Origin of the sequence: Rhizobium mulingense, assembly GCF_029194105.1 — a bacterium.
GTDB lineage: Bacteria > Pseudomonadota > Alphaproteobacteria > Rhizobiales > Rhizobiaceae > Rhizobium > Rhizobium mulingense.
In genome coordinates this window covers 266,804-280,172 of the sequence record NZ_JARFVE010000004.1, presented here as the reverse complement: position 1 = coordinate 280,172, position 13,369 = coordinate 266,804, and the positions used below count along the sequence as shown (strand labels likewise).

Genomic DNA, 13,369 nt, shown 5'->3' with positions numbered 1-13,369 from the left:
GTTGGTTGTTGATGATGATGGTTCATGCGGAAGAGCGGCCAAGAAGCACGGCGTCATCGAGTTCCCAGCTGAGCGCGACGGTCTCGCCGACGGCGACCGGCCGAGCGAAATAATCGCTATCGTCGGTTATGACGGTGAAGTCGTCGCTACCGGCGCCGACGACGGTGATCTTCACCGAAGAGCCGCGATATTCGACGTTGGAGACGATGCCGTTGAAGCCGAGCGTCCATTCGCTCGCCACCTGCAGCCGCACGCGGTCGGTGCGGATGCCGATATCGACTGATACACCGACCGCCTTGCCCGCCCCGCGCACAGAAAAGCTCTGCCCCTCCGGCACGGTCATGACGAGCACGCCGTCCGCGCTCGATGTCACCCGGCCGGTGAGCACATTGTGATCGCCCATGAAGCGGGCGACGAAGGCAGTCGCCGGCTTCTCGAAGACCTCGCGCGGGGCCGCCGCCTGCTCGATCCGGCCGTCATTCATGATGACCATGATATCGGCGAGCGCCATCGCCTCTTCCTGGCTATGGGTGACGTGCACGAAGGTGATGCCGAGTGCTTTCTGCAGCTTCTTGAGTTCGGCGCGCATACGGATTTTCAGGAACGGATCGAGCGCCGACAGCGGCTCGTCGAGCAGCAGCGCCTCCGGATCGGTGATCAAAGCGCGCGCCAGCGCCACACGCTGCTGCTGGCCGCCGGAAAGCTGGGCCGGGCGCCTGCTGGCATAGGACTCCATCTGCATCAGCTTCAGCATTTCGAGCGCCTTGGCCCGCCGCTCCGTCTTGTCGACGCCCTTCATCTTCAGGCTGAAGGCGACATTGTCGATCAGGTCGAGATGCGGGAACAGCGCATAGGACTGGAACATCATCGCCGTGCCGCGCTTTGCCGGCGGAAAGTCGGTGACGACAGTATTGCCGAGCCGGATATCGCCGGACGAAATGCTCTCGTGGCCGGCGATCATGCGCAGCGTCGAGGTCTTGCCGCAGCCCGACGGTCCGAGGAAGCAGCAATAGGAGCCGGCCGGAATCTTCAGGCTGATGCCATGGACAGCGGTTGTCGCCCCATAGACCTTCGAAACGGATACTATATCGATCTCTGCCGCTTTCGACATCATGCCTTCCCCTGTTTGGAAGAAGACGATGCATCTGCCGTGCCAATCCGACTTCAGCAGCTCAAACTATTGTAAATTAACGACCTCACCGAAAACGTCCCGGCAAGAGCAAATTATGAGCACGGCATCGTCTGCACATCATTTAGGCTATTGTTCGCAATTTGCGCAAAAAATTGTATACAATTTCGCCGCCGCTTCGGTCACAAATTCCGTTTAACTTTTACCGCGAAGCCGGATATGGTTTGCCCGTCATCAGGGAACAGGAATTTCATGAAATCCGCCGTCAAGGCTCAACAGGCCGAAGACTCCGCCGAAACCGGCGCGCAGCAGATCCGCGACGCCATTCGCGAGGCGATCGTCGAGCGTAGGCTTTCCCCCGGCACCAAGCTTTCCGAAAGCGAAGTCGGCAATCTTTTCAACGTCAGCCGCACGCTTGCCCGCGCCGCCCTCCAGGCGCTCTCCTATGAGGGTCTCGTCAGCGTCGAGAAGAACCGCGGCGCCTTCGTCGCCTATCCCTCCCCCGACGAGGCCCGCCAGATCTTTGCCGCCCGCCGCCTGGTCGAGCCGGGCATATTGCGCGAGGCGGCAACGCGGATCACGCCCGCCGACATCAGCCAGTTGAGACAGCTTCTGCTGGAGGAAGGCCGACTGATGAGCGAGCCCGGCCAGACGGCGCGGCGCGCCGAGATTAAGGCGTCAGGCGATTTCCATCTGATGCTGGCGGAAATCTCCGGCAATGCGATCATGCAGCGCTTCATGGAGGAGCTCGTCGCCCGCTCGTCGCTGGTGATCGCGCTTTACGGCCAGTCGACGGCCTCAAGCTGCGGCCATTCCGAACATGGCGACATCATTGCGGCGATCGAAACCGACGATCTCGACCGGGCCTGCCAGCTGATGCTGCATCACATCGCCCACATCGAGGCCGATCTCGACCTGCGCGAGCGTAAAAGCCTCGGCCTCAAGGAGGCGTTCGAACTCTGACGGGAGCGCCCGCGCGGCTGCCTTCAGCCACACCGCGCGGCAGTCACCAGGGCGTCGCCTTCGGCAGGCTGTCCAGAGCCTCGAAAATCTCCTCGGCCGTGCGCGGCTCGCTCGAACGCAGCTTCACCGTTCCGTCACGCCCGATCAGGATCAGCCCGAACTCGCCCGACGGCGGCCCCTGCAGCCGCTCTCTTACATCGTCGGCATCAAGCTCCCAGGCATCGTCGAACAGCGAGAAGGCGCCGCCGCCGGCAATGATGAACACTTCGACATCTTCTTCGATGAGACGCATATGGGCGTTCCGCAACCATTCGTCCTGGATCACAGCGCGATCGTCCTGCGCATCGGCGAAGATGATCAGTACCCGCTTGTTGTCGCGACACTGTTCGAGCGATTGCGGAAGTTCCGGCTCACGCCGCGGTGTGCCGATGATTTCTTGAACGATCGATTTCAGCATGGTGCTATTCCTCGCCCGTCATCTTGCTACGGGCTGTGTCTGTCGCATTTCCAGCGCCCTTGCGAAGAGGCGCAGAGAACGCTGTAACGCGCTGAATGACTGAATAATTCCCAATCCAGGTGTGAATTGGGATATGGAAATAAACGGCTGGGAATAAGGGAGGTTCCGCCGAAACAGAAAAGGAGCGCAGGCCTAAAGCGTGTCGCGAACTTTAGATTCGCTTGTCACGCTTTAGGTCCTTGATTCCAGCATGTCGTAATCGCAAAACCGCTGCACGCTTTTGCGCGACATGCTCTAAAGCGCGTCGCGATCTTTGAGATTCGCTCTTGCGCTTTAGGTGTTTATTTTCTCGCATGCCGTTATCGCAAAACGGTCGCACAGTTTTGCGCGATATGCGTGTCGATCCTTTGCCTGTCAGTCGCGGCTTTGGTCTTCGGCCGCATGCGCCGAAACGGCGACGAGATCCGCCGTGCCGTTGGCGAGAAGACGTTTGCGCACCAGCACGCGCATGACGCGTGCCGCCGTCGAGAAGGTCATCTGGTCGAGCGGACCTTCGCCTTCCCACGGCTTGGTCAGCCGCTCGGTGACGGCGCCGACTATATTCATCGGCACAATGTCGGTGCATTCGCGCATGGCTTCGAAAACGAAGCTGATCGGGATGACCCGTCCTTCGTGGGTCACGATCGGTTCGGTCAATTCACTGTCCCATTCCTCGAAGGCGTAAAGTGCTTCGCGGAACAGCTGCTGGAGGGTAAACGGCGCGTGGCCGTCATGAAGTGGCGGCAGGGCATTCATCATGTCTGTCTCCTCTTGATGGATTGAAGCCAAGGTCCTCCTGGATCGGTCGGCTTCGGTGCGGGGAACGCAGCTTTTTGCCCCTCGCGGGACCGAATAACACGATTGATTCTATAGAGTAACGCGCCTGGGATAAAGCCCATTTCTCCGCCGAAACGGAAGCCGTTTGCTTAACGGTATGAAATTCCTGCATGTTTTAGGCGAAATTTTCTCAACACTCGGCATTATTGAAAATCCATCTCAGCCGCGCCAGAACGCTCCGGAATAGTGCAAAAGGCCGAAAAAACCGTGAAAAATCACGGAACTTTTGCGGCTGTAATCTGTTTTGTTCCCGCATTTCGCAAAAGTAGATGGGGTTATCAACCAATGACGCAAATCCGTGAACCGGAGCGGCGGGCCAGGGTCCTGCGCGGCCGCCCCTATAGTCTCGACGAATTCGCCGCCAAATATGGCCTGCGCAGGGAGCAGGCCGAAAGCCTGTTCACCCGTTTCGGACCTTCCTCGATTGAACTCGATTTGCTGATGGCAGCCAAGCGCCGCGCGCCTGTTCTGCCGGACAGAATTGCCCAATAACGCCTTTTACGGGAACCGATATGATGAGCGACAGACGCCACGAATGGATCAGCAAGCGGGCCTACGCGATCTGGGAGGAACAGGGCCGCCCTGACGGCCGGGACGACGAACACTGGCGCCAGGCGGTTGCCGAGCGCGACGCGCTGGAACGCACGCAGGCCTCGATCGACGGCCGCGAGGTGCTGGTCAAATTCCGTCCGAAGCCGCCACGGCCGGAACTGCCGCGCCAGGATTGGATCAATCCTTCGACAAAGGTCGGTTGAGGGGGGCATACGATTTAACAATCAGCCCAGCCACACGCACCTCGACCAGCGGGGGGGCTGGGCGCTTCAACCCACATTTATTGCCGGAGCAGACGCCGGTGGCCAACCCTCGTCCTTCGAGGCCCCTGCGGGGCACCTCAGGATGAGGTTGGCCACCCGCAGCCCGAAGGGCGGAGCCTCGAAGGACGGGGGCAGGCCAATCCAGCGCCGCCCGATTGCTGCCCGTTCACTCCCCATGCTAGCCTGCCGTCATGGAAGTCACCGTCTACATCCTCCGCTGCAGCGACGGCTCATACTATACCGGCCTCACCAAGCAGGAGATCGAGGCGCGTGTCTGGGAGCACAATGCCGGAACCTATGACGGCTACACCTCCAAGCGCCTCCCCGTCGAACTCGTCTTTACCGAAACCTATGACAGCATCATCGACGCCATCGCCTGCGAGCGGCAGATCAAGGGCTGGTCGCGCCGCAAGAAGGAAGCGTTGATTGCCTTGGAATACGAGACCTTGCCGGATCTGTCGAAACGCGGACCGGTCAGGGCCGAGTGAGCGGGTGGCCCGGGTGGCCGACCCTCGTCCTTCGAGGCCCCTGCGGGGCACCTCAGGATGAGGGCGGAGAGAGGGCCTGACCTGCCTCCACCGGAGGGCAGAGAGAGCGGCCAGCCTCAACGGGAGGCGGAGCGGCAAGCCAGAGCCCTTGACATTGACACCTCACCTCGATCAGCCCACCTGCCGCGCGGCACCGCGATCAGCCCTCATCCTGAGGTGCGTAGGCCGAAGGCTGGAGCCTCGAAGGACGGGGGCGGGTGGCTCAGCGCTTTAAGCGTATCCATTGCCGGAGTAGACATGGTGGCCGACCCTCGTCCTTCGAGGCCCCTGCGGGGCACCTCAGGATGAGGGCGGAGAGAGGCTGCGGCCCGTGCAACCAGAGGGTGGAGACAGGGGCCCAACTGTCTCACCGGCGGGCGGGAGAGCTTAACGAGTGCCGCTCTCGCGGAGTAATGCTTTCCAAGCCGACCGATGGAAATCTCGCTCTTTCGCCAGGAAGTGTCAGTAATGGCACAGTGCAGCCACTTGCGGGAACGCCAACTGTTCCCGCTCGAAACGCTTCGTCAAGCATATTGGCACAAAGACGGGGGATAAACGCTATCCCCCTCCCCGCCGGCGACATTGCCGCTCGACACCCTCTTTGCAAAATCGGAAACGGGTAGGAATGAAAACCGACTCATGGCGGAGCGCGGGTTTCATCTTGCCGGGGGGCCGGTTTCAATGCCAGCCGATGCTGTCATATCGGGGAAAAGACTGAAATCGTCCGCCGGGGCAGACTTGTCAGAAAGCCTTGCGTTCCTGGCAAAGCGCCCGATGGACCTCGGTCCAGAACAGCGCCAGCGGACTGTCGCCGTTGCGTTCGGCAACGAGGGCGCGGATCAAGGCTTCGGAACCTGCCATGTCCTGCCAGCTGGATTTCAGGCCTTTGGCGGCCTGTTGGCATTCGGCAATCTCGAATGGTCTCGTGCTGTCCATATGAGGCCTCCCTATGAAGGCGCTATCAGGTGGTGCCCGGATTGTCACTCCCGCATATGTGGGGATGCCTTGTATTTTAGACGGTACTCACGGTAGGATTGAGGCAAGTGGGACGATGGAAATGAACGAGAGTACTTACAGCGACAAGTTCGAATCCGCTTTCGAACAGATCAAGGCTGCGCCCAATGTGGATGCCGCCATCCGTATTCTCCAGGCGGAATACGGCCTCGATTTCGTCACCTACCATCTCGCCCAAACCATTGCGAGCAAGATCGATTCCCCCTTCGTGCGCACAACCTATCCGGATGCCTGGGTCTCGCGCTACCTCCTGAACAGCTATGTGAAAGTCGATCCGATCGTCAAGCAGGGCTTCGAACGCCAGCTGCCCTTCGACTGGAGCGAGGTCGAGCCGACGCCGGAGGCCTATGCCATGCTGGTCGACGCCCAGAAGCACGGCATCGGCGGCAACGGCTATTCCATCCCCGTCGCCGACAAGGCGCAGCGCCGCGCGCTGCTGTCAATGAACGCCCGCATTCCGGCCGAGGAATGGGCCGAACTCGTGCGCCGCTACCGCAACGAATGGATCGAGATCGCCCATCTGATCCACCGCAAGGCCGTCTATGAGCTCTATGGCGAGAACGATCCGGTGCCGACATTGTCGCCACGCGAGATCGAGTGCCTGCACTGGACCGCACTCGGCAAGGATTACAAGGATATCTCGGTGATATTGGGCATTTCAGAGCACACCACCCGCGACTATCTGAAGACCGCCCGCTTCAAGCTCGGCTGTGCGACGATCTCGGCGGCCGCCTCGCGGGCCGTGCAGCTGCGCATCATCAATCCATAGCGCATTTCCGTTTTCCTCGATCCCCGCCCCTGTTTTCGCAAGCGAGATTCAAGAAGACGTGAAGCGTTGCCGTGCTTCAGCGCCTTGCTTGCGCAGGGCCTAACCCCAATCCCCATACTTTTGGGCTAATCCCCACATCTGGGGGGGCCTATCTGAGGGAATTTCCGATGCGGCACGCCTGAACCATTGTGCCTTCCACGAACTGCAAACGCTGGAGGGCAAAATGTTCGTTATCATTCAGGCGCATGAGTATCAGAAATACGCTGCCGTACTCGACCAGATGTTCCGCCTGCGCAAGAAGGTCTTCGCCGATACGCTCGGCTGGGACGTTCCCGTCATCGGCCCCTACGAACGCGACAGCTATGATGCGCTCGCCCCGGCCTATCTCGTCTGGTGCAACGACAGCCGCACCCGCCTTTACGGTGGCATGCGCCTGATGCCGACGACCGGCCCGACCCTGCTCTACGACGTCTTCCGCGAGACGTTTCCCGCCGCCGCCGATCTCGTTGCTCCCGGCATCTGGGAAGGCACGCGCATGTGCATCGATGAAGAGGCGATAGCCAAGGATTTCCCGAATATCGATGCCGGCCGCGCCTTTTCGATGATGCTCCTCGCGCTGTGCGAATGCGCACTCGATCACGGCATCCATACGATGATTTCCAACTACGAACCCTATCTTAAGCGCGTCTACAAACGCGCAGGCGCCGAAGTGGAAGAACTCGGCCGCGCAGACGGCTACGGCAAGTACCCCGTCTGCTGCGGCGCCTTCGAAGTGTCGGATCGCGTGCTGCGCAGGATGCGCGCCGCCCTCGGCCTGACCCTACCCCTTTATGTCAGACATGTTCCGGCCCGCTCGGTCGTGACGCAATTCCTGGAGATGGCAGCATGAACCGCCTCGTTGAAACCGCAATGCAGAAAGATATCAGCGCCTTGGAGCGCCACGTGCTCGCATCCCGCGACATCGCCACGCAGATAGGAGATCCCTTCCTCTCCTATCTGCTCTCGATGGCTCTGTTTACGATTTACGAAAAGAAGGCCCAGCACGAGAACGAGGCGCTGAAGAGCAGCTTCCGCTGAGGGTGCGGTTCCCTCCGCCCCGCCTGAAGAGGAGCATGGCTCCCGGCGCCTCGCGCGCAGCCGCAAAACCTGTCCCCGTTTTGCGGCTGCGCGCATCACGTCATCAACGAATCGATCGTCGTAATCAGCGTATCGTGCATATAGGGTTTCGGCAGGAAGGCTGCGTTGGCGGGCAGCGCCATCGGATCGAGCCGCACCATGCCGGAGGTGATGATGATGCCGATATTCGGCCGCATCGCCCTCACCCGCTTGGCAAGCTGGATGCCGTCCATCGACCCGGCCATATTGACGTCGGTGAACAGGATATCGACATCCTGCCGGCCCTGCAGCACCACCATCGCCTCATCGGCATTCGCCGCCTCCAGCGCCACGTGTCCGACATCCTCCAGCACATCGAGGATATTGAACCGGATCAGCGGTTCATCCTCCACGATGAGCACTACGGCCCTGTTCGAAGCCACCATCTGCAAACGCCCTTTTCAAGCGGAATCTGATTCGAATAAATGTACCCCGCGCGCCAAGGTTCCAGTGCTTTGGCCCGTGAACCATGCTTCATCCACAGATGTTGCCCTGCCCGCTTGTGGCTCCCTGCAATTTGGGCTAGAGCGAACCAATGCTGCGGGAACCATTGCCCCGGCATCACGGTGCCGATCTTCGGCACCACGGCGCCGGCCACCGGCGTCAGGGCCTGTAGCTCAATGGTTAGAGCCGGCGGCTCATAACCGCTTGGTTGGGGGTTCGAGTCCCTCCGGGCCCACCATTTCTGTCTTCGGACGTTGTTTTTCCATCATTTTTTCCTTGTTTTGTCTCACCGGAATTCCGGCTCGATGAAAGTGGGACATTTTTGCGGGCCACGTAGGTTTTGCGGCGCTCGAAACCGGCATCAATGATGCGCTTGGATTGGGCGGCCTTGGTGTAGTGCTGCGCCATCTTGGAATCAGACCAGCCGAAGATCGCCATCAACTGATGTTCGGTCGCGCCGGCCTCGGCGAGGATCGTCGCAGACGCCTTTCTCAGGCCGTGCGACGAGCATTCCGGTAAATCAGCATCATTGCACCACTGGCGCATCTTGTTTCCGAAGCCATTTCCGCTGAACGCCTTGCCGTATTCGGTGATAAGGAACGTTGGCTGATCATGCGTGATCGCCTCCAGCGCCTCGCGTAGTTCGTCTGTGACGGGTAGGCTAAGGGACTGCGCATATTTGCCGGAGCCCTTCTCCGGCATAAATTCGATACGGTCGCCGACCAGGTTCCGCCAACCGAGCTTGACGAGGTCGGAGCGTCTGACGCCCAAATTCAGCATCAGTTCCATTGCAAGCCGGGCCATCGAGCCGAGCGGATAGGCTGCGCGATAGCGCGCCAGCTCTGCTTCGCTCCAGGTATGGAAGCCGGGCGACTTATGAATTTTGGTGACGCCGTTCGCGGGATTGAACGTCGCCAGCTCGGCGCTGATAGCCCAATTGAAGAGCGCCTTCAGATACTTCACCAGCTTGTCAGCAGCGCCAGGCGTGCCGACACGCTTCATTTGGCTGGCTTCGATGTCCGATTTGCGGATTTTCTTGAAGGGTAGCTCACCCACATTGCTGCAATAGCGATTGAGGACGCTCTTTTTGTCTTTCTGGGTGGCTGGCGACTGGCTTTGGAACGCCTTGGATCGATAATGGGTCTCTACGAGCCAGCGAACCGAACCGGGCTCCAGTCGTGAAATCGGGACAGTTTTGTCACCACGATCGCCAGCCAACACGCGATGATATTCCTCGGTAAACGCTTGGGTGATGCTGCCCGCCTCGTCCAGATAGGCGGACGTCATGCGGTATTTCGGCATGCCTGGCAGGCGGAGATAGAACCGCTCGTTGCCGTGCCGATCGATATCCCGCGAGCAATATTTGAAGGGGACGCGCTGCTTACCCGACCGCGTAATCAAACGGGTTTTCGCCATCGTCTTCGTCTCCGCTCAAGCCCTGTTCCTTCATGTCGAACCAGGATGCGCGGATTTCCTCCGCATCCCAACGGCGCAGCGCGCCGATCTTCACGCCCCGGGGCATCAGGCCACGGCGGACCCAATCGTCAAAGGTGCCTGGCGAGACGTCGAGAAGTTCCGCAGCACGGACGCGGCTTACCGCGACTTTGTAAATAGGGCGTGGGGCCAGCGCTTCAGTTTGCTGCTTCATGTGCCGCTCCTCACGTTCTTGAGGCGCTATCAGCAAGCGCCAAAGCCTTCTGCTTGGGCTCGACCATATTGGCCGCCAGATACTCATCGACGGCATTTTCCGGCAGGAAGAGGCTCCCACCGATCCGAACATGCCGGATTTCCCGCTTCGCAATCAAATTGCGAATGCGTGCGACCGGCCATCCGGAGCGGTCTGCCAATTGCTTCGGTGATAAAAGCTGAGATTGCATAACTGCTCAACTCCCTAGAGATAATTCGACACAGGACAGAACGAATCATATAATCGCGCTAGCCGCAACAATTTTATCGCATTCGAGATATTTTCATGCAAGACGGATTCATGGAGGCGATGGGGCAACGGCTCGGAAAAATTCGGAAGGATTCCGGGCTCAAGCAGGTGCCCTTTGCCGAAGCGCTTGAGGTGTCGCAAAGCGCTTACAACACTTACGAGCGCGGAAATCGCGAGATGCCCGCGAAGCTTCTCCGCCTTCTGCATGTGAAATTCAACGTGAATCCCGCGTGGATGCTCACGGGAGAAGGAAGCCCCTACAATCGGGACAAGGTCGACCTGTATCACCATGTCACGGGGGCGGTTGACGCTTTCATTGCAAGGGAAAACTGTCAGGTGGAACCGGAGAAGCGCTTGAAGCTCATCCGGTTCCTAATCGACTACGTCGAACAACACGGCGAATTCACAGAGGAAATTGCAGAAAAATATCTGAGGTCAGCGATATGAGTAAATCGAGCTTCGAAGAGCAGGTAATGCAGGGCGTATACGTGCTTGGACGCCAGCGCGATCAACTGGCATCCGAGAAACGAAAGTTGGCAAGGCAGTTGCGCTATGCCCGGCATTCGGCCCGCCTCACGAGCCTTTCAAAGCAATACGATTTCGGGATGGTCTTCTTCGCGGCGATCGGCGCGGTTCTCCTCATCATGTTTGATGGGCAAAGCTCTTCACTTGCTTGGCTGCTTCCGACGCTGAGTTTTTCACTGATGCTGTTTTCATGTGGGATTGCATTGCGAGGTCGAAAGATGCTCACTCGGATCAGAAGCTTTCACGACCGCTTTGGCAGCTGGCAATTCGGATGAATGGCTCCATCTTCAACAAGATGATAAGTGTATGATTATGAACGATATTATTCATCTGTGCGGAGATCGGCACGCTGGCGTCGGTCGCCTGCTCACAATGCGGTTCGCTCCTAACGGCCATGACACCTCTTGTACTTTAAACCGCTGCCGCACGGGCACGGATCATTCCGCCTGGGCTTCTTAGTCTTCACCGGAGAGATGACATTTTTTAGCTGGTTGAGATTTAGCGCCCGTGCGGGTTGAGCCATTCGCGCGGCGTCCTCGAAAACGTGGGCATTTTCTTCCGTTTGCGCTGTCGGTATGTGGACCGTGAAAGACTGCGCCCTGTGGTAGGTTCCATCGGCACTAACCTCTGCCACGACGCCGATAGCCTTGGAAGCTTTGACGGCCAACGCAGCTGCGCTGGCCTTGTCGTTCACCTTGCTCCAGTCAATTTGATGCTCGTGTTGTTGCAGCCAAACGAAGAGCGGCTCGCCGTCACCGGAAATAACAAAGTAGCGAGCGGGATGCTGGTTCAGGGTTTGACGAAGGTCGGACAACATCTTGGCCAAATTATTCCGGCCATCCTCTCCAAAGTCACGGATATGGCTCTCTGCAGAAAGCCATCCGCGTGTTCGAGTGGCATCAAGGGCTCTGAGCAGCTTCAGCACCTCCTCCGGGAAGTCCTGCGTTGGAAACGGACCGCTTTCCCAGTCTTCCCCCTCGAAACTCCTGTCGACGATGTCACTCATGCCGTCCCAGAGGAGCATGTTTGCCTTACCGCTCTTTAGCTGATTGGCAATGTCCTGGTCGAAGCGGTTCTTCTTCAGGTACGCGCCCAAGTGGTCTAACTCGTCGAACAGATGAGCCCGGCGCATCCCCGCTACCGCCTGCCGCACCTCCATATAGTGGGCAAATTCGCCGGGGGTGGGAAGGAGTCGTTTGATTACGAATAGGTCGTCAATGGACAGCGAAACGAAGGCATACTTCCCAAGAAGTGGCTCAACCTGCGATAGTTCCTTGCAGTATGCGGAAAAGGGAGAGAAAGACTCGATCGTCAGACCGATCGGCACCATTACGCGGTAGTCTGAACGGCGGACTCGTGCGCATTCCTCGTATTTGCTGTCTAGCAAATGATAGAGCGGCACTTCATCCGCCGAATTCAGGTAATTGAAGAAACGCTCACATTGTTTGTAGGCCTTGAATACTAGGTCCTGTACGGACTGGGCATGGCGGCCGAAATCAAGTGCAGGCGACGCGATAGTGGCGGCCGCTCCTGCCTTGGCTTCAACCAAGAATAGAACGTCATCGATCAGGATAAGGGTGTCGTTTTCGGACCACTGCTTGCTGGCGGGGTCCTTGTAGTAGATCTCCTGGAAAACCGTGGCGCCGGGAAGCTGGGCGGCCAGAATGTCGGCGAAGGCAGCTTCGCTCATCGTCTTCTGCCGACTTTCAAAAGTCTTCTTGTAGTCCGGCTTTCGCTGCAGGAGGTTGTGGAGAAGTGCACGATACCCCGCGTCGCGCGTGAAGCAGGGGTCGACGGCGTAGTAATCCGATCCAAGTTGGATTAAGGGCTTCTTCCTGGCGGGGAGGGTCCGATAAGGGGTCCCTGCAAAGTCGCCCGCAGCGAAAAACTCGGTTTCTTCACCGCGTTGATACGCCAAATCCGCCAATAGCTTAGGCGGCAAGTTCGTATGACGGCTTACATTGGCGATGCCCCCCCGGAACATATCATCCATTGCCTGCCCAGCGGCTTTCGACTGGTCCGGGTTTGTCGCAACCCACGCCTCCATCACGTCTTGCAGGGGCTTTTTCTGCTGTGCTGCAAACACCTGTGCCGCCTCGAATTGCTTCATCATCTCACCTATGGCGTCTGCATGCCCCGAACGTGTAGCATCGGCCATATCCTGGAACCCCGCAGCGATGTTGTCGGCGCCAACGCCATAGACCTCTTTCAGGACATCATCGTGAGGCGCGAGCACGTAATGGTAGAATTCGCCTTCCAAGACCTGATAGCGGTTTCCACGGAGCAGTACCCACGTCGATTTTGCGCGGAACTCAATATCGGCCGTATCAGGCCCGAAAACCCCGTCTTTTGTGTTGGTGGACGAGGCCATGCCGAAAAACATGGCCTGTTCCCGGAGCTTGCGGCCAAGTTCAAATAGCTCGGCGCATCGCGACTCATCGAATTTTACGTCAGCTGGAGCGGCATCTGACGCCAAGACTGCGTGTACGTACTCCAGCAGGAACTGATTTTCATTGATCGTGTCATCGGGGCCCTCCACGCCGTTTTCCGTCGAGGCTTTATGAAGACCCACTACTGCTTTCATCATGTGCTGGGCGTAGATGTAGCCGAGCAGATCATGCGGGGGCATGGCAACGATCAGCTCGCGCATTCGAGCTGCGGTCTTTTCCATATCTTTTAACAAGGAAGCGGCGGCCTCTTTTTGCTTTTTCTCGTTCATAACTTCCCGTGCCTGACATTTTTGGAATCACAATACTGCA

The 13,369-nt window shown here is 58.6% G+C and carries 17 protein-coding genes, 1 tRNA gene and 1 pseudogene; 10 read left to right on the top strand and 9 right to left on the bottom strand.

The window, feature by feature from the left end; genetic code table 11:
* Positions 1 to 22: 22 nt before the first annotated feature.
* A complete protein-coding gene (locus PYR71_RS10280; RefSeq protein WP_275619252.1) occupies positions 23 to 1,111 on the bottom strand; it encodes an ABC transporter ATP-binding protein in 1,089 nt (362 codons plus the stop codon).
* A gap of 270 nt (positions 1,112 to 1,381) precedes the next feature.
* On the opposite strand from PYR71_RS10280, the gene PYR71_RS10275 reads away from it, so the two are divergent.
* Entirely contained in the window at positions 1,382 to 2,092 is a 711-nt protein-coding gene (locus PYR71_RS10275; RefSeq protein WP_275619251.1) for a GntR family transcriptional regulator, read from the top strand.
* A gap of 43 nt (positions 2,093 to 2,135) precedes the next feature.
* Here the strand turns inward: PYR71_RS10275 and PYR71_RS10270 are convergent, their stop codons facing one another.
* Positions 2,136 to 2,549, bottom strand: a complete 414-nt coding sequence (locus PYR71_RS10270; RefSeq protein ID WP_275619250.1) for a DUF4174 domain-containing protein — start codon at positions 2,547 to 2,549, stop codon at positions 2,136 to 2,138.
* A gap of 414 nt (positions 2,550 to 2,963) precedes the next feature.
* Positions 2,964 to 3,347 carry a BRA0787 family protein gene (locus PYR71_RS10265; RefSeq protein ID WP_183836963.1) on the bottom strand — a complete coding sequence of 128 codons (384 nt, stop codon included), beginning with the start codon at positions 3,345 to 3,347 and terminating at the stop codon, positions 2,964 to 2,966.
* Positions 3,348 to 3,710: 363 nt separating this feature from the next.
* Between PYR71_RS10265 and PYR71_RS10260 the strand changes: the two genes are divergently transcribed.
* The 3 genes from PYR71_RS10260 (at position 3,711) to PYR71_RS10250 (ending at position 4,728) form a co-directional block, all read left to right on the top strand.
* Entirely contained in the window at positions 3,711 to 3,917 is a 207-nt protein-coding gene (locus tag PYR71_RS10260) for a hypothetical protein (protein WP_183913863.1), read from the top strand.
* A 23-nt stretch (positions 3,918 to 3,940) separates the two neighbouring features.
* Positions 3,941 to 4,180, top strand: coding sequence for a DUF2934 domain-containing protein (locus tag PYR71_RS10255; protein WP_097578722.1), 240 nt, complete (start codon positions 3,941 to 3,943; stop codon positions 4,178 to 4,180).
* 251 nt (positions 4,181 to 4,431) lie between these two features.
* Entirely contained in the window at positions 4,432 to 4,728 is a 297-nt protein-coding gene (locus PYR71_RS10250) for a GIY-YIG nuclease family protein (RefSeq protein WP_275619249.1), read from the top strand.
* Positions 4,729 to 5,508: 780 nt separating this feature from the next.
* Here PYR71_RS10250 and PYR71_RS10245 read toward each other — a convergent pair.
* Positions 5,509 to 5,703, bottom strand: coding sequence for a hypothetical protein (locus tag PYR71_RS10245; RefSeq protein ID WP_183912587.1), 195 nt, complete (start codon positions 5,701 to 5,703; stop codon positions 5,509 to 5,511).
* 121 nt (positions 5,704 to 5,824) lie between these two features.
* Here PYR71_RS10245 and PYR71_RS10240 point away from each other — a divergent pair, with 121 nt between their 5' ends.
* The 3 genes from PYR71_RS10240 to PYR71_RS10230 all read left to right on the top strand — a co-directional run bounded on the left by PYR71_RS10240 (position 5,825) and on the right by PYR71_RS10230 (position 7,627).
* Positions 5,825 to 6,550, top strand: a complete 726-nt coding sequence (locus tag PYR71_RS10240) for a LuxR family transcriptional regulator (RefSeq protein ID WP_275619248.1) — start codon at positions 5,825 to 5,827, stop codon at positions 6,548 to 6,550.
* Between the two features lie 223 nt (positions 6,551 to 6,773).
* On the top strand, positions 6,774 to 7,439 hold the full coding sequence (locus PYR71_RS10235) for an acyl-homoserine-lactone synthase (RefSeq protein WP_037140360.1): 666 nt from the start codon (positions 6,774 to 6,776) through the stop codon (positions 7,437 to 7,439).
* Complete coding sequence (locus tag PYR71_RS10230) at positions 7,436 to 7,627, top strand: hypothetical protein (RefSeq protein ID WP_275619247.1); 192 nt, start codon at positions 7,436 to 7,438, stop codon at positions 7,625 to 7,627. The genes PYR71_RS10235 and PYR71_RS10230 overlap by 4 nt, the downstream gene beginning before the upstream one ends.
* A gap of 95 nt (positions 7,628 to 7,722) precedes the next feature.
* Here the strand turns inward: PYR71_RS10230 and PYR71_RS10225 are convergent, their stop codons facing one another.
* On the bottom strand, positions 7,723 to 8,091 hold the full coding sequence (locus tag PYR71_RS10225) for a response regulator (RefSeq protein WP_275619246.1): 369 nt from the start codon (positions 8,089 to 8,091) through the stop codon (positions 7,723 to 7,725).
* 220 nt (positions 8,092 to 8,311) lie between these two features.
* On the opposite strand from PYR71_RS10225, the gene PYR71_RS10220 reads away from it, so the two are divergent.
* Positions 8,312 to 8,387 (top strand) — tRNA-Ile (locus tag PYR71_RS10220).
* A gap of 200 nt (positions 8,388 to 8,587) precedes the next feature.
* On the opposite strand, the pseudogene PYR71_RS30985 reads toward PYR71_RS10220, so the two are convergent.
* The 3 genes and pseudogenes from PYR71_RS30985 to PYR71_RS10210 form a co-directional block, all read right to left on the bottom strand.
* Positions 8,588 to 8,929 (bottom strand): annotated as a pseudogene (locus PYR71_RS30985) (tyrosine-type recombinase/integrase); the annotation flags it as partial.
* 601 nt (positions 8,930 to 9,530) lie between these two features.
* Entirely contained in the window at positions 9,531 to 9,797 is a 267-nt protein-coding gene (locus tag PYR71_RS10215) for a helix-turn-helix transcriptional regulator (protein WP_058899290.1), read from the bottom strand.
* A 10-nt stretch (positions 9,798 to 9,807) separates the two neighbouring features.
* Positions 9,808 to 10,026 carry a helix-turn-helix domain-containing protein gene (locus PYR71_RS10210; protein ID WP_275619245.1) on the bottom strand — a complete coding sequence of 73 codons (219 nt, stop codon included), beginning with the start codon at positions 10,024 to 10,026 and terminating at the stop codon, positions 9,808 to 9,810.
* Between the two features lie 95 nt (positions 10,027 to 10,121).
* Between PYR71_RS10210 and PYR71_RS10205 the strand changes: the two genes are divergently transcribed.
* On the top strand, positions 10,122 to 10,532 hold the full coding sequence (locus PYR71_RS10205; protein WP_275619244.1) for a helix-turn-helix domain-containing protein: 411 nt from the start codon (positions 10,122 to 10,124) through the stop codon (positions 10,530 to 10,532).
* Entirely contained in the window at positions 10,529 to 10,885 is a 357-nt protein-coding gene (locus PYR71_RS10200) for a hypothetical protein (protein ID WP_275619243.1), read from the top strand. The genes PYR71_RS10205 and PYR71_RS10200 overlap by 4 nt, the downstream gene beginning before the upstream one ends.
* Positions 10,886 to 10,995: 110 nt before the next feature.
* Here PYR71_RS10200 and PYR71_RS10195 read toward each other — a convergent pair whose 3' ends face one another.
* The gene (locus PYR71_RS10195) at positions 10,996 to 13,329 is read right to left on the bottom strand and encodes a YecA family protein (RefSeq protein WP_275619242.1); all 2,334 of its coding nucleotides are present in this window, start codon (positions 13,327 to 13,329) and stop codon (positions 10,996 to 10,998) included.
* Positions 13,330 to 13,369 lie beyond the last annotated feature (40 nt).

Excerpts from the sequence above, each read along its gene's own strand:
- PYR71_RS10205 (WP_275619244.1), top strand. The coding sequence starts at position 10,122 with ATGCAAGACGGATTCATGGAGGCGATGGGGCAACGGCTCGGAAAAATT.
- PYR71_RS10240 (WP_275619248.1), top strand. The coding sequence starts at position 5,825 with ATGAACGAGAGTACTTACAGCGACAAGTTCGAATCCGCTTTCGAACAG.
- PYR71_RS10245 (WP_183912587.1), bottom strand. The coding sequence starts at position 5,703 with ATGGACAGCACGAGACCATTCGAGATTGCCGAATGCCAACAGGCCGCC.
- PYR71_RS10250 (WP_275619249.1), top strand. The coding sequence starts at position 4,432 with ATGGAAGTCACCGTCTACATCCTCCGCTGCAGCGACGGCTCATACTAT.
- PYR71_RS10225 (WP_275619246.1), bottom strand. The coding sequence starts at position 8,091 with ATGGTGGCTTCGAACAGGGCCGTAGTGCTCATCGTGGAGGATGAACCG.
- PYR71_RS10200 (WP_275619243.1), top strand. The coding sequence starts at position 10,529 with ATGAGTAAATCGAGCTTCGAAGAGCAGGTAATGCAGGGCGTATACGTG.
- PYR71_RS10265 (WP_183836963.1), bottom strand. The coding sequence starts at position 3,347 with ATGATGAATGCCCTGCCGCCACTTCATGACGGCCACGCGCCGTTTACC.
- PYR71_RS10260 (WP_183913863.1), top strand. The coding sequence starts at position 3,711 with ATGACGCAAATCCGTGAACCGGAGCGGCGGGCCAGGGTCCTGCGCGGC.
- PYR71_RS10235 (WP_037140360.1), top strand. The coding sequence starts at position 6,774 with ATGTTCGTTATCATTCAGGCGCATGAGTATCAGAAATACGCTGCCGTA.
- PYR71_RS10210 (WP_275619245.1), bottom strand. The coding sequence starts at position 10,026 with ATGCAATCTCAGCTTTTATCACCGAAGCAATTGGCAGACCGCTCCGGA.
- PYR71_RS10255 (WP_097578722.1), top strand. The coding sequence starts at position 3,941 with ATGAGCGACAGACGCCACGAATGGATCAGCAAGCGGGCCTACGCGATC.
- PYR71_RS10270 (WP_275619250.1), bottom strand. The coding sequence starts at position 2,549 with ATGCTGAAATCGATCGTTCAAGAAATCATCGGCACACCGCGGCGTGAG.
- PYR71_RS10230 (WP_275619247.1), top strand. The coding sequence starts at position 7,436 with ATGAACCGCCTCGTTGAAACCGCAATGCAGAAAGATATCAGCGCCTTG.
- PYR71_RS10195 (WP_275619242.1), bottom strand. The coding sequence starts at position 13,329 with ATGAACGAGAAAAAGCAAAAAGAGGCCGCCGCTTCCTTGTTAAAAGAT.
- PYR71_RS10215 (WP_058899290.1), bottom strand. The coding sequence starts at position 9,797 with ATGAAGCAGCAAACTGAAGCGCTGGCCCCACGCCCTATTTACAAAGTC.
- PYR71_RS10275 (WP_275619251.1), top strand. The coding sequence starts at position 1,382 with ATGAAATCCGCCGTCAAGGCTCAACAGGCCGAAGACTCCGCCGAAACC.
- PYR71_RS10280 (WP_275619252.1), bottom strand. The coding sequence starts at position 1,111 with ATGTCGAAAGCGGCAGAGATCGATATAGTATCCGTTTCGAAGGTCTAT.